The sequence below is a fragment of the Wylensekiella montiformis genome (assembly GCF_009697385.1).
Taxonomy (GTDB): Bacteria; Bacillota; Negativicutes; order Selenomonadales; family Selenomonadaceae; genus Selenomonas_A; species Selenomonas_A montiformis.
Genome location: NZ_VUNL01000001.1, coordinates 1 through 17,680, shown reverse-complemented (window position 1 = coordinate 17,680; position 17,680 = coordinate 1). Strand labels below are relative to the sequence as shown.

The following is a 17,680-nucleotide window of genomic DNA, read 5'->3' as shown; positions in this document are numbered from 1 at the left end:
GCGCTTATCATGACCGATCAAGAACTGATCGACACCGCCAGAAAATACCGGGAATTTTCGTATAGTCCGTATTCAAAATTCAAGGTAGGAGCTGCTGTACTGACGAAAAAAGGCAATGTATATGGCGGCTGCAACATTGAAAATTCCAGCTACCCGGTGACCAACTGCGCAGAGCGCACCGCGATTTTCAAAGCGGTTTCCGAAGGAGAGAAGGAAATCGAGGCCATTGCGCTGATCGCCGATACAGAAGGCCCGTGCTCTCCATGCGGCGCCTGTCGGCAGGTCATGGGCGAGTTTCATATCAATAAAATCATCATGGCGAATCTGAAGGGCGACGTAAAGGTCGTGACACTGGACGAACTGCTTCCGTATGCTTTTACGGACAAGGATCTCTGAACCGTTAGTTGACAATAACAGGATGCCGTGCCACAATGGGACAGGCGTCCTGTTATAAACCCATGAATCGAAGGGGAGTTTAATCATGTATTTTATTATCAATGTTCTGGGCATTGCCGTCTTTCTGGCTATCGGTGTCCTGTTCTCTAAGAAACGCAAGGAGATCCATTGGCGTAGTGTAGGTATCCTGCTGGCCTTGAATGTGTTTCTGGCCTGGTTTTTGACTTCGTTTTCTGTCGGGCGGGAGATCATTGTGGCCGCCGCGGCCGGCTTTAACTGGCTGATCAGCGTTGCTTATGAAGGCATCGCCTTTGCGTTTCCGGACTGGGTCCATGTGCCGCAGATGAACTTTTTCACCTCGGCGCTGCTGCCGATCCTGCTGGTCGTTCCGATGTTCGATATTCTGACTTATATCGGTATTCTGCCGTTCATCATCAAATGGATCGGCAAGGGACTGGCTTTTCTGACGCGCGAGCCGAAATTCGAGTCCTTCTTCGCCATTGAGATGATGTTCCTCGGCAATACGGAAGCTTTGGCCGTGTCCAGCCTGCAGCTCAAGCGGATGAAGGCGGACCGCTGCCTTACGCTGGCCATGATGTCGATGAGCTGCATCACGGCGGCTATGGTCGGAATTTATACGAAAATGATGCCGGGCGAATTCATTATTACGGCGATTCCGCTGAATGTCATCAATGCACTGATCGTGACGAACCTTCTCCATCCGGTCAAGATCTCGGAAGAGGAAGATACGGTGGCTACGGTGACGGATGGCGGCAAGCAGCGTGAGCCGTTCTTCTCCTTCCTCGGCAACTCGATTCTCGGCGCTGGCCGCCTGATTCTCATCATCTGCGCGAACGTTATCGCATTTGTTGCGCTGGCCAAGCTGATCGATATGCTGATGGTACTGATTCATCCGTCGCTGACGCTGGAGAATATTCTCGGCTGCATTATGTTCCCGTTCGCCTGGCTTATGGGCCTCGATACGACGGAAGCCTTCAAACTGGCTCAGTACATGGGAACGAAGCTGGTCACCAACGAATTTGTTGTCATGTTGAACGTGCAGGATATTCTCGGTGAATTCAGCCGTCACATGCAGGGCGTTTTGACCGTATTTGTTACATCGTTTGCGAATTTCTCTACGCTGGGCATGATTATCGGCTGCTTTAAGGGACTGGTCGATGAGGATAAGAACGAGCTGATTTCCCGCAACGTCGGCTATATGCTGCTTTCGGGCATTCTCGTTTCCCTGCTTTCGGCAGGCATTGCCGGTCTATTCATTTGGTGAATGGTGCCGAAAAAGCTCTTCTCCTGTCAGGGAGAGGAGCTTTTTTTCATGGAGAGAAGGAAAATGTTTGTTTTTGACGAATCATAAACATCATAAACAATTATGAACATCATAAACGATGAAGAAAAACTGGGAGCCTCAGAGAAACTTTTTGGGGAAAAGAAAACCGGGGGGCGGATACTTTGAATAGGAAATTGAAAATATTGATCACGGACGATTCGAAGCTGCTGCGCAAAAAACTGCGGGAGGAACTGGAATCTCTGGGCTGCGAGGTGCTGGAGGCATCCAACGGGAAAGAAGCCATTCAGATCAATCTTCAGGAGCATCTCGATGCCATTTTTTTGGACATCGTCATGCCGGAAGTCGGCGGAATTGAGGCGCTGCAGGTAATCAAAGAAGTCAATCCGGATTTGCCGGTCGTCATGGTTTCCTCGGCGGGGACACCACAGAAGCTGATCCGTACACTGAAAATGGGCGCGATGGACTTCATACAAAAACCATATACGAGCGACCAGATTCGGAAGGCTGTCGGAACGCTTCAAAGGAAGGCCGGCGTCCATGACCAGTAATTTTAACATTGCCCAGTGTCTGCTGAATGGAAGGTCCTATACGCCGGAACAGCTGCAGCAGATCATGAAAGAAGGGGAACAGGATGAGGCTGCTTTGGTCCGCATGATGCCGGAAGTGTCCGTCATCGATCCCCGTCCGGTTCGCACGGCAGTCATGCGGGCCGCAGATGGCGCATGGGAAGACCGCATCGAGTGGTACAGCCGTTATGCGGAGCTGTTTATCGAAAAACTGAGGGAAATGATGCACACAGAGGCCGTTGTGGCGCAGCTCCCCTCCATTGAAGAGGAGCCGGCACCAGCACATGCCGTATTCCTGCGCATTGAAGGGGATATTTCTTTTGTAAGCGGACTGGCGGCCCGGGACGCGGTCTTTTTGGAACTGGCGCGCCGTTACAGCGGTGAGCTTCTGGATACGGTCGATGAGATGGCGGTGGACAGTATTCAGGAGTTTTTGAATGTGGTCAATGGGCTTTTCTGCATTGAACTCGCGAACAGCGGAATGGAGGGGGAGCTTTCCCTGCCGCGCTGGAGAAAGAATGTCCGGATTCAGGGAGCAAAGCGGCTGTGTCTGCGGATCTACACTTCGTTTGGTGCTTTTCAACTTATTTTATCCGCTGATGACCTGTTTTGAGCGCGGACGCTGTGAAAAAATGAAAAAAGCTATTGACAGATGAATGGTACAATGCTAAAATAATTATCGTTGTGAGCGCATGGCGCGGCAGCGACAAGTGAATATTCTTTTTGGTAGAGCATTGTGGAGAGTTGTCCGAGTGGTTGAAGGAGCACGCCTGGAAAGCGTGTGTACGGTGATACTGTACCGAGAGTTCGAATCTCTCACTCTCCGCCATTTTTATATTCTTTTTCAGGCCGGGCTGCAGTGTCCGGGTCTTGCGCAATGAAGTCCTGTGAACCTCGTCAGGTCCGGAAGGAAGCAGCGATAAGCGGGCCGCTTCATGTGCCGCAAGGGTGCCTGGAGACTGCGGTCCGGCGTGAGAAAGAACCTGTTCCGGAGCGGCTTCCTCTTTGAGGAAGCTGTTTTTTTGTCGCCGGATTGGGGGTATCTATGGTATGATAGTTCTGTGGAGGTGTGATTACGATGGCGTATATTGCTTTGTACCGGAAATGGCGTCCGGGAAGCTTCCGGGATCTGGTCGGCCAGGAACATATCAGCCGCACCTTGTCCAATGCCATCACGTCCGGACGGATCGGCCATGCGTATCTGTTTTCCGGCCCGCGCGGAACGGGAAAGACGAGTACGGCAAAGATTCTGGCCAAAGCGCTGAACTGTGAAAAGGGGCCGACGCCGGATCCCTGCGGGCAGTGCGAGCAGTGCCGTAAGATCAACGACGGCTCATCGATGGATGTTTTTGAAATCGATGCCGCATCGAACCGCGGTATCGACGAGATTCGCGATCTCAGAGAGACGGTCAAATTTGCGCCGGTTGACGGGCGGTATAAAGTGTATATCATCGACGAGGTGCATATGCTGACGGCCGAAGCGTTCAACGCGCTGCTGAAGACGCTGGAGGAGCCGCCGGCTCATGTGGTCTTCATTCTGGCCACGACGGAGGCGCATAAGGTCCCCGCTACGATCCAGTCGCGCTGTCAGCGTTACGATTTTAAACGGATTACCGTCGAGGAAATCAAGGAGCGCCTTTCTTATATCGTCGGTGCGATGAAGCTGGAGGCCGAGGACGAGGCGCTGACCATGATTGCGCTGCAGGCCGATGGCGGGCTGCGCGATGCGTTATCGATTCTCGATCAGTGCTCTGCCTTGTCGGAAGGGAATATTACAGCGGATCAGGTACGGCAGATTCTCGGGCTGGTCGGTCATGACTGGATTTACCGTATGACTGAGGCCGTGGCCGGCCGCCGTGCTCCGGAGGTCTTGCAAATCATCGCGGAGCTTCTGCGCAGCGGGATGGATTTAAGGCAGGTGCTTACGGAATTTTCGCTGCACCTCCGCAGTCTGATGATTTATGAAGCTGCCGGCACGGTGAAGGACATGGATCTTTACGCTGAGAGGGAACAGGTTCTTCAGGAGCAGAGCAAGTTCTTCTCGCCGGAACAGATCATGCAGATGATCCAGCGCCTCCACGAGGCCATGAACGAGATGAAATGGTCGCCTCAGCCGCGCATCACGGTAGAGGTTGCGCTGCTGTCGCTCTGCCGACCGTCCGCTGTCCCGTCTGCTGTCCCGTCGGCAGAACCGCCAGCTGCCGCATCGGAAGCCTCATCCGGCTCCGGACAAGCGGACAGCCGGATTGCCCGTCTGGAAGCGAAGCTGGTGCAGCTTTCCGCTGCTTTGTCATCGCGTGCGGCTCAGGCGCCGAAGCCGCCTGCTGCAGTCCCGCGGCAGAAGCCTGCCGCTCCCGCTGCTCCTGCTGCTCAGTCTGCTCCGGCGACCGTGCGCCCGGAGGATGCAAAGGTATGGGAAGCCCTGCTGCAGAAACTGCAGGACCCCCGCAAGGCGCCGGTGCTGGCTTGTGTTTCGCAGGGCGAGTTCGCGGGTATGACAGGCTCGCAGTTCTTTATCCGCTTCAAGGGGACACTGATGGCGTCCCTGACGATGCGCAATTATCGTTCGCAGCTGGAAACGATTCTACAGGAGATCACGGGCCGGGAACTGCGTCTTTCCTGCAGCGGAGAGGATCGTCCCGCGCCGCCGCCGCGTCCGCCGCAGAAACCTCAGCCGGCGGTACCGAAAGAACCGGAGCCGGTTCCGGTAAATCTTGAGGACATGCCGCCGGAGGAACGGGCGCCGTTGGAAAAAGCGTTTCATTATTTTGGGGATAATGTCGTAGAGATTGAGGGAGAAAAATGACGGGCTTAGTAAAACAATTACAGGATAAAGATGGTTTCTCAGAATCGGAAGCCATGATTGCTGATTATCTGTTGGCGAATTTCCGGATGCTGCCGGGGATGTCCACACGCCAGCTGGCTAAGGAGACGTTTACAAGCTCGGCGGCTATCGTGCGGTTCAGCCAGAAATTGGGCTTCGGCGGCTATACGGAGTTTCGTGTCAAGTTTCTGGCGGAGATGATGCAGTATATGGAGCGCCCGCATGGTGATGAGCTCATTATGACCGACAGGGATTCGGTGCATTCGATTCTCGATAAGGTTACGAGTATTGAGATCGATGCGCTGAAGGATACGCGCAGTATGCTGGAACCAGCTGATTTTGTGCGGGCTCTGGCCATTTTGAATAAGACGGATCATATCGATTTCTATGCTACGGATAATAATTTAGATATTGCCAATATGGCATCTTCCGGCTTTATCATGGCCAATAAATGTTCGACGGTCCATCTGGCCATGACGATGCAGTATCTGCAGGCAACAGGAGCACCTAAGGATCATGTTGCGTTTTTTATCAGCCGTACGGGGGAGAACCGTATGCTGCTTGATGTGGCGCATCTTCTGAAAATGCGCGGCAATCCGATTATTCTTATCACGGCGGTTCCGCGTTCCAATCTTGCGAATATGGCGGATGTGGTTTTCCCTGTGGCTACGGTAAAATCCATGGAAGAGCTGGGGCCGCGCGTTTTCCTTATGGGCGCGAAATATGTAACCGATATATTGTTCGCTGTCCTCATGACGCGGGTCGATTTTCATAATGCCCAACAGAAGGAGCAATGGCTCAGGAAACATTTCTACTATTAATCCATCCTTTGACAGGCTGTGAAGCCTATGCTGGTGCGCATCAGCATAGGCTTCACAGCTTTTTTATTGGTATGATTCATAAAAGAAAACCTGCCGGAGGAGCCTTGGCGCCCGTTTAGATTGGATAAATATTATGTGAACTATCAGAATATGAAAAATATATGTAACAACGCTACGAGACGCCGGGGTTTTTATTATCGGCGCTGAAACAGTGTTTCGTATTGATTGTGCTTTATTGTGCCTTGATTTGCGGCATGTTATATTATAATCACCTTAAGGGGAAGGGGAGCTAAGCGCATAGCTCCAAAGGGTATTTTTATTGGAAAGAGGAAAGATCATGAGTAAACAAGAACTGTTCGATAAGTTTATCGAATTCATGGGAGAGTTCGCTCAGATTCGGGCAGTAGCGGCCCTGCGTGATGGCTTCATCATGACGACGCCGTTTACGATTTGCGGTTCGGTGTTTCTGCTTTTAGCAAACCTGCCGCTGCCGGGTTATTCTGAGTTTATGGCTTCCATTTTCGGATCGGATTGGACGGCGCCGCTCAATGCCGTAGCAGGCGGTACGTTCAGTGTACTGGCTCTGATTGTCGTTTTGTCCATCACGTATAAATTCGTAGAAAATGAAGGCTGCGATGCCATGATGGCTTCGATTCTGGCCCTGTCGACTTTCCTGATCCTGATGCCGCCGACAATCGTCAGCAAGGGCGGCGAGACAGTGGGCGACATCATCCCGAAAGCCTGGGCGGGAAGCAATGGCGTTATCACGGCAATTTTCATCGCATTTTTTGTCTCTTATGTCTTTTGTTATTGTGAGAAGAACCACATCGGCGTCAAGATGCCGGATTCGGTGCCGCAGGGCGTCGCGAAAGCCTTTACCGCGCTCGTTCCGGGCATGATTTTCTTTACGACGGCTTCGGTTCTTTACGGACTTTGCCATTATATCGGGGCGACGACGGTGCCGGAGCTGATCTTCAAGGTCATTCAGACGCCGCTGCAGGGCCTCTCGGATTCGCTGGCCGGCGGCACGATCATCGTCGGACTGCAGAGTATCCTCTTCTGGGCCGGCATCCATGGGCCGAACGTCGTCGGCGGCGTGGTCGGTCCTCTGCTCATCGCCAACTCGCTCGATAACCAGCATCTCATCGATATGGGCATGACGCTCTTGAACAATCCGCAGGCCAAGATCATGACCTGCCAGATCAACGATGTATTTGTCAAGAGCGGCGGCTGCGGCCTGACGCTGGGACTCCTGATCGCCGGCGTGTTCACGGCGCGCTCGCAGCAGCTCAAATCCCTGATGAAGATGGCGTTCGTACCGGGACTTTTCAACATCAACGAGCCGATCATCTTTGGCCTGCCGATCGTGTTCAACCCGTATCTTCTGGTACCGTTTGTTCTGGTTCCGCTGCTGGCTATGCTGGTTACGTATTTTTCCATTTCGCTGGGATTTATGGCTCCGTTCAGCGCCGTACAGGTTCCCTGGACGACGCCGCCGGTCATCGCCGGCTTCCTGCTGAACGGCTGGCAGGGCGCGGTCGTTCAGATCGTAAACCTTGCTATCGCAACAGCGATTTACTTCCCGTTCCTCAGAGCGCAGGATAACGCCCTCCTCAAAGAAGAGATGGGCGAGATGGAAGAAGAAAAACCGGAAGAAGATTCTGTAAAGGCTGAGATGCAGTCGACTGCAGAACATTAATTTAGAGTTTAGGAAGTATCGAGAAAAGGGGAATGATGATGATTAGTAAGAAAAAAGCAACAGCAATGATGCTCGGCCTTACCATGGGGATTTCGGGTACGGCGCTGGCAGCGCCGGCCAATGACGGTGCGGACATCAACGCCCGTATTGCGGCTCTTGAGGCACAGCAGCAGCAGCTTGCCCAACAGCTCAATGCACTCAAAAAAGAGAATGCCAAGCTCAAACAGGCAGGAAAAATCGCAAAAAGCAATAAAGCAGCAATCACGAATCTCAAAGATGCGCAGAACCGCATCACGATTAACGGTTTTGGCCGTTTGGCTTGGGATAATGATAATATGAAGTCCTATGGCAATCGAAATGACTTCCGCCGTACTTATCTGGATCTCGAAGGAAAATACAAGATCAACGACCGCTGGAATGCAAATTTTCAGGCTGAGACGGTACAGCATTATGCTAAATATGTAACGGCTGAAGGTGGCTCACAGTTCTATCATCCGAAGGATGCAGATCATAAATATGACAATGAGCACGGTACTATTCAGCGCGTTTGGTTGGAGGGCTCCCTCGGTAAGGTGAATGTGGATGCGGGCCGCAGATGGCGTTTCTTAGGCTATAACTTCGCTTATTTCGGCAATGAATCCGATGGTGTTGTACTCAGCACCGATGTCCCGAAATCCAACCTGACGGCTAAGGCGTTCTACCTGACGCCGACGGATCGTGGCTATGATTTCAGCTTAGGCGGTGTCGGCTTGGAAGGACGTGTTGGCCATGGCTTGGAAATGCGGGTTGCATACGGTAAATTAAATGTAGGCAAGAATGAGCGGCTTGGTGTAAATTATTACGACCAAGCAACTTCAAAGAATCCAAATTATAATGCGGCTACACACGTCAATCATGTAGGAAAAACTGCAAATGGCGATGATGTTTATGCACCGAATTTAACGAATACTGTTGGCTCGAATGCATTCCTTATCGGTGCTATGTGGAATCCAGTGAAGAATATCTTCTTGTTAGGAGATTATGTACGTACAAATCGTAAATCTAACACGATTACGGAATATTCTGCTGGCGGTGGTTCCTACAATAAGACCTATGATGGCAAGAACACGTATGTTGTTCAGCTCAACTATCGTTGGCCTGATCTTAACAGCCCAGGTTCGTTCCAGCTCTATACCCGTTACTTCAACTATCCGGAAAACGAGAACGATCTCGTTGGCGTGTTCGGTGACAAGCAGGATGGTGCATTCCATGCAGGAAACAAAGGCTGGGCATTCGGTTTCAAATATGTTCCGATTAAGAATGTCGAGTGGGATACCATGTATCTTACGGCAGATGCCTTTGATACGACCTATGGTCATAAGCTCAACAAATATAAACACAACTTCCTGCGTACTCGTGTTGATTTCCATTTCTGATTTAACAATAAACGGTTTTCTTGGGGAATAAAAAGGAGAAATTATTATGAAAAAGATTGTTTTACTTTGCGCTTCGGGGATGTCCACCAGCATGCTGGTAAAGAAAATGCAGGAAGCTGCCGCTGCGGCTTCTTATGAATGCTCCATCGATGCTTTCTCAGCATCGGAGGCGGCAACGAAGGCCGCTGATGCCGACTGCATCCTTCTCGGACCGCAGATCCGTTTCCAGAAGAATAAGATCGCTGAACAGGTGCCGGGCGTACCGGTCGACGCGATCGATATGCGGATGTATGGCCGCATGGATGGCAAAGGCACCCTTGAATTTGCCCGCAAATTAATGAACGACTAAAACGACTAAGGAGCATTATTTTATGGAAGGTTTAGAACTCACTGCATTTCAGATTATCTCGGCTGTTGGCACGGCGCGCAGCTGCTACATTGAAGCCATTCAGGAAGCGAAAAAAAGCAACTATGAAAAGGCGGAGCAGCTGATCAAGGATGGCGATGAGGCGTTTGTCGAAGGACATGATGCTCATGCCGGGCTTCTGCAGCAGGAAGCTTCGGGGAAAGGCGGCGCAGTGAATCTTTTGATTCTGCACGCAGAGGATCAGCTGATGAGCGCGGAGGCGTTTAAAACGATCGCATTGGAGTTTATCGATGTTTACCATCGTTTGGATGAGCAAAAGGAGGATTAACCGGTTATGAGTTTTCCAAAGGGGTTCCTCTGGGGCGGCGCAGTCGCTGCTCATCAGCTTGAGGGCGGATGGAAAGAAGGCGGCAAGGGCATCAGCGTAGCGGATGTCATGACCGTCGGCGGGCCGGGCAAGCCGCGTGAGATCACGGACGGCGTGCTGCCGGGCAAAATCTATCCGAATCATGAGGCCATTGAGTTTTACTCGCATTATAAGGAAGATATTGCACTGCTGGCGAAGCTGGGCTTCAAATGCTTCCGCACGAGCATTGCCTGGACGCGTATCTTCCCGAATGGCGATGAACTGGAGCCGAACGAAGAAGGCCTCAGGTTTTATGATGATCTGTTCGATGAAATGCACAAGTATGGCATGGAGCCGGTCATTACGCTGTCGCATTTTGAGATGCCGTATCATCTGGTTAAGGAGTACGGCGGCTGGCGCAGCCGCAAGCTCGTCGATATGTTTGTCCGCTTTGCCGTTACGTGCTTCGAACGCTACAAGGATAAGGTCAAGTATTGGATGACCTTTAACGAAATCAACAATCAGCGCAATGTCGATGACGCGTTCGCGCCGTTCACGAATTCGGGCGTGCTTTATCAGGAAGGCGAGGATCGCTACGAGGTGCTCTATCAGGTCGCGCATCATGAGTTCGTCGCTTCGGCCAAGGCGGTTATCGAAGGGCACAAGATCAATCCGGATTTCCAGATCGGCTGCATGCTTGCCATGTCGCCGTCGTATCCGGCGACATGCAAACCGCTCGATCAGATTGCGGCGCTCAAAGAAATGGACCGCACCTTCTATTACAGTGATGTGCAGTGCCGCGGACATTATCCGCAGTACATGCTCAAGGAGTGGGAGAACCGCGGCTATCATATCGAGATGGAGGACGGCGATCTCGCGACTCTTGAGGCGGGCAAGGTGGATTATTTCGCCCTGTCTTACTACATGAGTTTCGTCAGCGAGTACGATGCGACGAGCCGTCATCTGGCCAAGGAAGTTCCCAATCCATATGTCAAGGCTTCTGACTGGGGCTGGCAGATTGATCCGATCGGCCTGCGTTATATGCTCAATGTGCTTTCCGAGCGCTATGAGCTGCCGATGATGATCGTTGAGAACGGCATCGGTTTGCATGAGACGCCGGACGAGACGGGAGTCGTGCAGGATGATGAGCGCATCCGCTACTTTGCGGCGCATATCGAGCAGATGAAGAAGGCCATCGAGGAGGACGGCGTGACGCTCATGGGCTACTGCCCATGGGGGCCGATCGATCTCGTCTCGGCCAGCACGGGCGAGATGGAAAAACGCTATGGCTTTATCTATGTCGACAAGAACAACAAGGGAGAGGGGACGCTCAAGCGCACCCCGAAGAAGTCCTTCTATTGGTATCAGAAAGTCATTCGGAGCAATGGCGAGGACTTGTCTTATTGATCAGGGGGGATGGACCGGTCTATTGGACTGGTCCATGATGAGTAACAAGGAATAAGGAGGAAACAAAATGATGGACATTCGCAAGAAAGCATTGGCAGCCGCGGTTATGATGGCGCTGGCAGTACCTGTATCCGTTACGATGGACATGGCCGCTCCGGGTGTGGCTGCCGCCGCTCCGGCTACGCAGACGAAAGCCAGCGATGCTTTTGAAGTAGACCTCTCGAAAGGTGCGAATAACTTGTTTGAAGCTTCCGATGGCTGGACGAACGGCATGCCGTTCAACTGCTTCTGGCACAAAGAAAATGTGACGTTTGAAGACGGCACATTGCAGCTGACCGTCGACGAGTCGCCGAATCCGGCTGCGGATAAAGTTCCGTATTCCGGCGGCGAGTATCGCAGCAAGGCTACCTATGGCTATGGCCGCTATGAAGTAGTCATGAAAGCCATGAAGAATGATGGCGTCGTTTCGTCTTTCTTCACTTATACGGGCCCTTATGATGGCGATCCGTGGGATGAGATCGACTTCGAGGTGCTCGGCAAGGATACCACGAAAGTTCAGCTCAACTACTTCCGCAATGGCAAGGGCGGCCATGAAAAGATGATTGACCTTGGTTTTGACGCTTCGGAGGATTTTCATACCTATGCCTTTGAGTGGCACAAGAATTCCATCATCTGGTTCGTCGATGGCAAGGAAGTATTCCGCCGCGAAAATGAGGATCTGCCGGTGACCAAGCAGAAGATCATGATGAACGCCTGGAATGGCAAGGGCGTAGACGCATGGCTCAAGCCCTTTAATGACTCCAATCTGCCGATTACGGCTGAGTATAAATCCATTAAATACACGCCGTTCTTTGAATGATAAGGAGTTGAGGCTGCCATGCAGAGCAAGAAAAGACTTTGCCGGCTGGTGCTGGCAGGCATTGCCATGCTGGGTGCCTGCGGGGCGGCTTCCCTTGTGGAAGCCGCCGACGCAGGCATGCATGTCGATCAGGTAGGTTACCTTACCGGCCATGAGAAGATGGCTATGGTAACGGATTCTGGTGATACGGCCTTTAGCATTGTGGATGCCAGGACGGATAAAGTGGTCTATACGGGCAAGCTTTCAGCCGCTAAGCGGGATGCTATGTCGGAAGAGACGCTGCGCCGGGCCGATTTTAGCGATTTCAATACGCCGGGGCAATATAAAATCAAGGTCGGCAGCCGCGAATCGTATGATTTTGCTATTGGCGATAATGTTTATTCGGTGCCGGCGGTGCAGACCTGGCGCTCCTATACGCTGACGCGCAGCGGCACGCCGATCGATGATAAGAATATCACCGGCCTCAAGGTTAAGATGGGTCATGCGCAGGATAAGCAAGCCCAGGTTTATTTTACCGATAAGCTCAATAAAAAAGGTGATCGGGTCGATGTTCTGGGCGGCTGGTATGATGCCGGCGACTATGGCAAGTATACGACGACCGGCGGTCTGGCGGCTGCCGAGCTTTTGCTGGCTTTTGAGGCGCATCCGGACCATTTCACTAAGGGGCAGCTGCTCTTTCCGGAAGGCATCCAGTACGATAAAAATCTGCCCGATGCGCTGAATGAGGTAAAGTATGAATTTGACTTCCTCAAGAAGATGATGCGCAAAGACGGCAGTACGTTCCATAAGGTATCCGGAGCCCAGTGGCCGGGCTTTGATAAGAGTCCGGATTCGGATACGCAGGACCGCTTCCTCTATAGTACCTGTACGGCCAGCACGGCGATGTATGGCGCTAGTCTGGCGATTGGCGTGCGCGTCTACAAGGATTACGATGCTGTCTATGCCAGGCAGCTCAAGAAGGATGCCGATAAGGTATGGGCCTATCTGTCGAAGACCAAAGAGTCTGTCTATCGTGTAGATGAAGGACAGGAAAGCGGCTCCGGACCATACAATGATACCAATGACATTCAGGAACGCCTGTGGATGGCGGCTGAAATGTTCCGCACGACGGGAGATAAGAAATACGAGCGGTATCTGAAAGCGAACAAGGCGGAGCTTACGAAGGCGCCGGGGTTCTTTACCTGGGATAATACGCTGGCTTTGGCGCAGTTTGCCTATGCCATGTCGAAAGGTGCGGATGCCGGTCTGCAGGCAGAGGTCAAAAAGGCCTATATGGATTATGCCGATATGATTTTGGTTAAGATTGCGAAAGACGGCTTTGGCTGCGCTCTGTCCAAAGACGAGTATACCTGGGCTTCGACCAAGAATGCTCTGACGCAGGGCGATATGCTGCTCATGGCTTACCAGATTGAGCCGAAACAGGCTTATATCGAAGGAGCTTTGTCGCAGATTCACTATATGTTTGGACGCAATTCGCTGGATAAGAGCTTCCTGACAGGTGCAGGGGACAATCCGCCGGAGCATCCGCATAACCGCATCCATGAGAGCACGGGGGCTTATATCCCGGGCCTGCTGGTTGGCGGACCCAATGCGGTATCGGGCGGCGACCCCGATCAGACGAAATACTTGGAGAGTGGTCATATCCCGACCGCTAAATCTTATCTTGACGTTTTGACGTCATGGTCTACGAATGAGTATGCTATCGATTATACGGGAACGGCAGCTTATGCGCTCGCATGGTTTGCTAAACCGGAAGGATTGACAGCATCTCAGATAAAACTTACGCGCGCTTTCCCCAGCGTGACGAAGTAAAACAATCTTTTTCCCTTAACCTGTTCCAATTCATTGGAATGGTTGCGAGGAAACGCCCTCCGCGTCTGCGGGGGGCGTTTCTTTTTTCTTTTTTATTGCTTTATGTACCAATGATACGTATCAATAACTTATACGAAAGAATAGCTGTATCATTGTTTCATAACGATACAGAATTATTGTTAAGCAATATAAAATCATGTATATTAAAACCAGCTTAAAGAAAAGCATAAAAAGAGGATCAGAAGGGAGTATGGATTATGGTGCAGAATGGGCAGGTAAATAAAAAATCGTCAAAATGGCTGCGTCTGGCTGTGGGGACAGCTCTGCTGGCGGGCGTGAGCGGAAGCGTTATGCCGGGGATGGCAGGAGCTGCTGAAGCGACAGTTACTGGCATGAGTGGGGATAATGGTTTTTATAGTCAATTGGCAGAAAAGACAGTTATTAAGCATGATGGCTGGGAGGAAAAATGGTATTCTGCAAATGGCTCTGATTCAACGGGAAATACGATTACCTTTAAGGATTTTACTTCGGAGACATATGATTTGCGTGTCTGTGGTGGTTATGGTAATGGTACGGATGTGACAGGGAATGTTATCACTATCAGCGATAGTACTACGCGTGGATTACTGGCTGGTGGTTATACTTCTGGCACGGACAACGTCAGCGGCAATGTGGTGACGATAGGTGCTAATGTAAAAATCAAGCCCGAACCCGGTTATCCGGGGGATGTTCCTGGGCTGCAGGTCTTTGGCGGCTATGCGGCGGCAAAGGATACGCAAAGTATTTCTGGTAACACGGTAAATATTCTGGGCTCGGTACAGCTGTCGGCTTTAAAGGGCGGCGAAAATGCAAGCTATAATGTTGGCTTAAATGGCAATACATTAAATATAGCGGCTAAGAATGTTTCTACTAATTATTTTGGCAGCTTTGAAAATATCAATTTCTTCCTGCCAGCCGATATTGCTCAGGGTGATACCATGTTGACGGTTACTAATGATGGTAGCTCCACTGATATGGCCAACGTTAAGGTAGGTGTAGCGGCGCAGCATGGTGTGGGGCTGAAAGAAGGCGACATGGTAAAGCTGTTGGTAAATGATAATGGCCTCTCAAATGCACCTACGGAAACCACGAAAATTGCCGATAAGGATGTCAAGATGATAGCGGCCGGCAATGTGCTCAGCGATAAGGAATATACGTTTACACTTGGCACAACGGACACAGCATTGACGGCTACGGTCAAGAGCATTACCGACACTACTGGCGATACAGGCAACACTGGCAACACTGGCAACACTGGCGATAGCGAGGTCAAAAATGTTATCGGCGGTGATAATGCTGAGGCTTCGGCCATCAAGACGTCCCAGCGCGTAAAATCTCTGGTGGAAACTCAGGCTGCGGCGGCTACGGTGCTCAACATGAGCTCGGATATGCTCACCGGGGCCGGCTTCACGCAGGCTAAGACGGCGGCTGCGGCAGCTCAGGCCGGAGAATTTGCTCCGTTTGCGGCCATGGGCGGTTCCAATCTGCGGGTTAAAAGCGGCTCTCATGTAGATACGAAAGGCTATAACCTCAATGTAGGTTTTGCCCGCGAAGTAAAGAAGGGCAACAAGACGTATCTGCTGGCTCCGGTCGTGGAATATGGCAGAGGCAATTACGACAGCTATCAGAATAACGGCATCAAGGCGGATGGCAAGAGCCGCTTATGGGGCGTGGGCGTCATGGGACGTCAGACGAACTCCCGCGGTTTGTATTACGAAGGCAGTCTCAGGGTTGGCCGCGTAAGTTCCGATTACAACGGCTGGCTCTCGTCTGTAACGCACGCATCGTATGATAGTGACAGCAATTACTGGGCCGGACATATCGGCGTGGGGACCGTGGCGAAGATCAACGGCAAGGATACGCTCGATACGTATGCAAAATATTTCTACAGCCAGCAGGACGGCGATAAAGTCAGGGTGAAAATTGACGGCGCCGCTGACGATCAGATTGAGTTTGATAATGTAGAAAGCCAGCGTCTGCGTCTGGGCGCGCGTCTTACGCATCAGGTGAATGAAAACAGCAGCCTTTATGGCGGCGTAGCTTATCAGGCGGAGACCAAAGGAGAAGACAGAGCGACCTATCATGGCAATGAAACGGCGGCGCCCAGCGTCAAGGGCAGCAGCGTTATGATGGAGCTTGGCTGGCAGGTAAAGCCGGGCAACGGTCCTGTTTCCGTTGATCTCGGTGTTACGGGATGGGCCGGCAAACAGCGCGGTGTTATCGGCAATTTAGGTTTAAAGTGGAATTTCTAATCGGAAATGATGAGGAGAAGCCTTCCAGTTCGGGAGGCTTTTTCTTGACGTAATTCTCTAATTTTGATAGGCTAAAGGAAGTTGAGTGCTACAATCTGACTTTGAGAGGAGTTCAAGATATGTTTGGTGGAATGGGCAACATGGGCAATATGGCCGGCATGATGAAAAAAGTCCAGAAGATGCAGAATGAAATGAAAAAAATGCAGGATGAGCTCAAGCGCAAGACCGTCGAGGTGACAGCGGGCGGCGGCGCGGTGAAGGTCGTCATGAACGGTGAAAAGCAGGTGCAGTCCCTGACCATTGATCCGGCGGCGGTAGATCCGGAGGATGTCGAGATGCTGCAGGATCTGATTTCGGCTGCATTTAACGAGTCCGTCAAAAAAGTAGACGATATGATGGCCTCGGAAATGGGCAAGCTGACGAGCGGTCTCGGTCTGCCGCCGGGGATGTTCTGATCGTGCAGTATATTGCACCCTTGGCAAAACTTATCGAACACTTTCGCGCACTGCCGGGCATTGGAAACAAGACGGCAGTGCGTCTTGCTTATCATATTCTGGATATGGATGCGGATCAGGCGAAAGCACTGGCAGGCGCGATCATCGAAGCCAAGGAGAAGATCGGATTCTGCAATACCTGTTTCAATCTCAGCGATCAGAATCCCTGTGCTATTTGTGCCAGTGAACAGCGGGATCATTCTGTGATCTGCGTCGTCGAACAGCCGCAGGACGTTGCGGCGATGGAGCGCATGCGTGAATATCATGGCGTCTATCATGTCCTCCATGGCGCTCTTTCCCCTTTGGAAGGGGTGGGGCCGGATCAGATTCGCATCAAAGAACTCATTTACCGCTTGTCGAACGATACGGTTCGCGAAGTCATTATGGCGACCAATCCCAATGTGGAAGGAGAGGCTACGGCTATGTATCTGGCCAGGCTGCTCAAGCCGATGGGAATTAAGGTGACGCGTATCGCTCATGGACTGCCCGTTGGCGGCGATCTGGAATATGCCGACGAGGTGACGCTTTCCAAGGCAATGGAAAATCGGAGGGAAATTTAATGGAACTTGTTGTGGCGTTTGCCGTAGGTCTTATCGTACTCTGCCTGATTGGGAAAATCGTGGCATTGCCGATGAAACTGCTATGGAAGATGATTACCAACAGCATCGTCGGTGCGGTGCTGCTCTGGGTGGTGAATCTCTTCGGCGCAGGCATACAGATTACGTTTCTGAAAGCCCTGATTGCCGGACTGTTCGGCATTCCCGGCGTACTGATTGTCGTGCTGATGTCGTTATAAGTGATAAAATGAAATCAGCGTCAGGGGGCGTTTTAGACTCTCCCTGACGCTGGCTGAATGAATCCGGCGCTAACGACTCAAAATACTTGCTGGGGCTGGAAACGCGGAGGGAGCACGGGCTTAAAAAAACGCGAAAAAAGTTCTTGACAGGAAAAAGTCGATGCGATATACTAAATGAGTCGCTGAGATGAGCGGCGGGGCGAAAGCCTCAGGTGGTTCTCTGAAAACTAAACAATGCAACATGAATCATTTGTGATTCAAGCCAGATGTTTTTAAAACAT

The 17,680-nt window shown here is 51.6% G+C and carries 17 protein-coding genes, 1 tRNA gene and 1 other RNA gene; all 19 read left to right on the top strand.

All coding sequences use genetic code 11. From position 1 onward, the window contains the following. The first annotated feature begins 9 nt into the window (after positions 1-9). The 19 genes from FYJ78_RS00095 to FYJ78_RS00005 all read left to right on the top strand — a co-directional run bounded on the left by FYJ78_RS00095 (position 10) and on the right by FYJ78_RS00005 (position 17,399). Entirely contained in the window at positions 10-396 is a 387-nt protein-coding gene (locus FYJ78_RS00095) for a cytidine deaminase (RefSeq protein WP_154619385.1), read from the top strand. Positions 397-481: 85 nt separating this feature from the next. Continuing rightward, on the top strand, positions 482-1,681 hold the full coding sequence (locus tag FYJ78_RS00090) for a NupC/NupG family nucleoside CNT transporter (protein ID WP_154619384.1): 1,200 nt from the start codon (positions 482-484) through the stop codon (positions 1,679-1,681). Positions 1,682-1,875: 194 nt separating this feature from the next. Next, positions 1,876-2,250 carry a response regulator gene (locus FYJ78_RS00085; RefSeq protein WP_235899733.1) on the top strand — a complete coding sequence of 125 codons (375 nt, stop codon included), beginning with the start codon at positions 1,876-1,878 and terminating at the stop codon, positions 2,248-2,250. Continuing rightward, positions 2,240-2,881 carry a chemotaxis protein CheX gene (locus FYJ78_RS00080; protein ID WP_154619382.1) on the top strand — a complete coding sequence of 214 codons (642 nt, stop codon included), beginning with the start codon at positions 2,240-2,242 and terminating at the stop codon, positions 2,879-2,881. Before FYJ78_RS00085 ends, FYJ78_RS00080 begins: the two co-directional genes overlap by 11 nt. A 125-nt stretch (positions 2,882-3,006) precedes the next feature. Further along, positions 3,007-3,097 (top strand) — tRNA-Ser (locus tag FYJ78_RS00075). Between the two features lie 32 nt (positions 3,098-3,129). Further along, positions 3,130-3,229: signal recognition particle sRNA small type (ffs, locus tag FYJ78_RS00070), an RNA gene on the top strand. 117 nt (positions 3,230-3,346) lie between these two features. Beyond that, the gene (gene dnaX / locus FYJ78_RS00065) at positions 3,347-5,074 is read left to right on the top strand and encodes a DNA polymerase III subunit gamma/tau (protein WP_154619381.1); all 1,728 of its coding nucleotides are present in this window, start codon (positions 3,347-3,349) and stop codon (positions 5,072-5,074) included. Further along, complete coding sequence (locus FYJ78_RS00060) at positions 5,071-5,913, top strand: MurR/RpiR family transcriptional regulator (protein WP_154619380.1); 843 nt, start codon at positions 5,071-5,073, stop codon at positions 5,911-5,913. The genes dnaX and FYJ78_RS00060 overlap by 4 nt, the downstream gene beginning before the upstream one ends. A 337-nt stretch (positions 5,914-6,250) precedes the next feature. Further along, positions 6,251-7,612, top strand: coding sequence for a PTS sugar transporter subunit IIC (locus FYJ78_RS00055; RefSeq protein ID WP_154619379.1), 1,362 nt, complete (start codon positions 6,251-6,253; stop codon positions 7,610-7,612). Positions 7,613-7,650: 38 nt separating this feature from the next. Beyond that, complete coding sequence (locus FYJ78_RS00050; protein ID WP_154619378.1) at positions 7,651-9,027, top strand: hypothetical protein; 1,377 nt, start codon at positions 7,651-7,653, stop codon at positions 9,025-9,027. Positions 9,028-9,073: 46 nt separating this feature from the next. After that, the gene (locus tag FYJ78_RS00045; protein WP_154619377.1) at positions 9,074-9,376 is read left to right on the top strand and encodes a PTS sugar transporter subunit IIB; all 303 of its coding nucleotides are present in this window, start codon (positions 9,074-9,076) and stop codon (positions 9,374-9,376) included. A gap of 22 nt (positions 9,377-9,398) precedes the next feature. Continuing rightward, on the top strand, positions 9,399-9,722 hold the full coding sequence (locus FYJ78_RS00040) for a PTS sugar transporter subunit IIA (protein ID WP_154619376.1): 324 nt from the start codon (positions 9,399-9,401) through the stop codon (positions 9,720-9,722). Positions 9,723-9,728: 6 nt separating this feature from the next. Beyond that, entirely contained in the window at positions 9,729-11,147 is a 1,419-nt protein-coding gene (locus FYJ78_RS00035; RefSeq protein WP_154619375.1) for a 6-phospho-beta-glucosidase, read from the top strand. A 67-nt stretch (positions 11,148-11,214) separates the two neighbouring features. Then, a complete protein-coding gene (bglS, locus tag FYJ78_RS00030) occupies positions 11,215-12,006 on the top strand; it encodes a beta-glucanase (protein WP_235899731.1) in 792 nt (263 codons plus the stop codon). Between the two features lie 18 nt (positions 12,007-12,024). Next, entirely contained in the window at positions 12,025-13,818 is a 1,794-nt protein-coding gene (locus tag FYJ78_RS00025) for a glycoside hydrolase family 9 protein (protein WP_154619374.1), read from the top strand. Between the two features lie 257 nt (positions 13,819-14,075). Then, positions 14,076-16,109, top strand: a complete 2,034-nt coding sequence (locus tag FYJ78_RS00020; protein WP_154619373.1) for an autotransporter outer membrane beta-barrel domain-containing protein — start codon at positions 14,076-14,078, stop codon at positions 16,107-16,109. Between the two features lie 119 nt (positions 16,110-16,228). Then, on the top strand, positions 16,229-16,564 hold the full coding sequence (locus tag FYJ78_RS00015; RefSeq protein WP_154619372.1) for a YbaB/EbfC family nucleoid-associated protein: 336 nt from the start codon (positions 16,229-16,231) through the stop codon (positions 16,562-16,564). A 2-nt stretch (positions 16,565-16,566) separates the two neighbouring features. Continuing rightward, positions 16,567-17,163: a recombination mediator RecR gene (recR, locus tag FYJ78_RS00010; RefSeq protein ID WP_328597590.1), complete on the top strand. Its 597-nt coding sequence runs from the start codon at positions 16,567-16,569 to the stop codon at positions 17,161-17,163. Further along, on the top strand, positions 17,163-17,399 hold the full coding sequence (locus FYJ78_RS00005) for a pro-sigmaK processing inhibitor BofA family protein (RefSeq protein ID WP_154619369.1): 237 nt from the start codon (positions 17,163-17,165) through the stop codon (positions 17,397-17,399). Before recR ends, FYJ78_RS00005 begins: the two co-directional genes overlap by 1 nt. Positions 17,400-17,680: the final 281 nt, after the last annotated feature.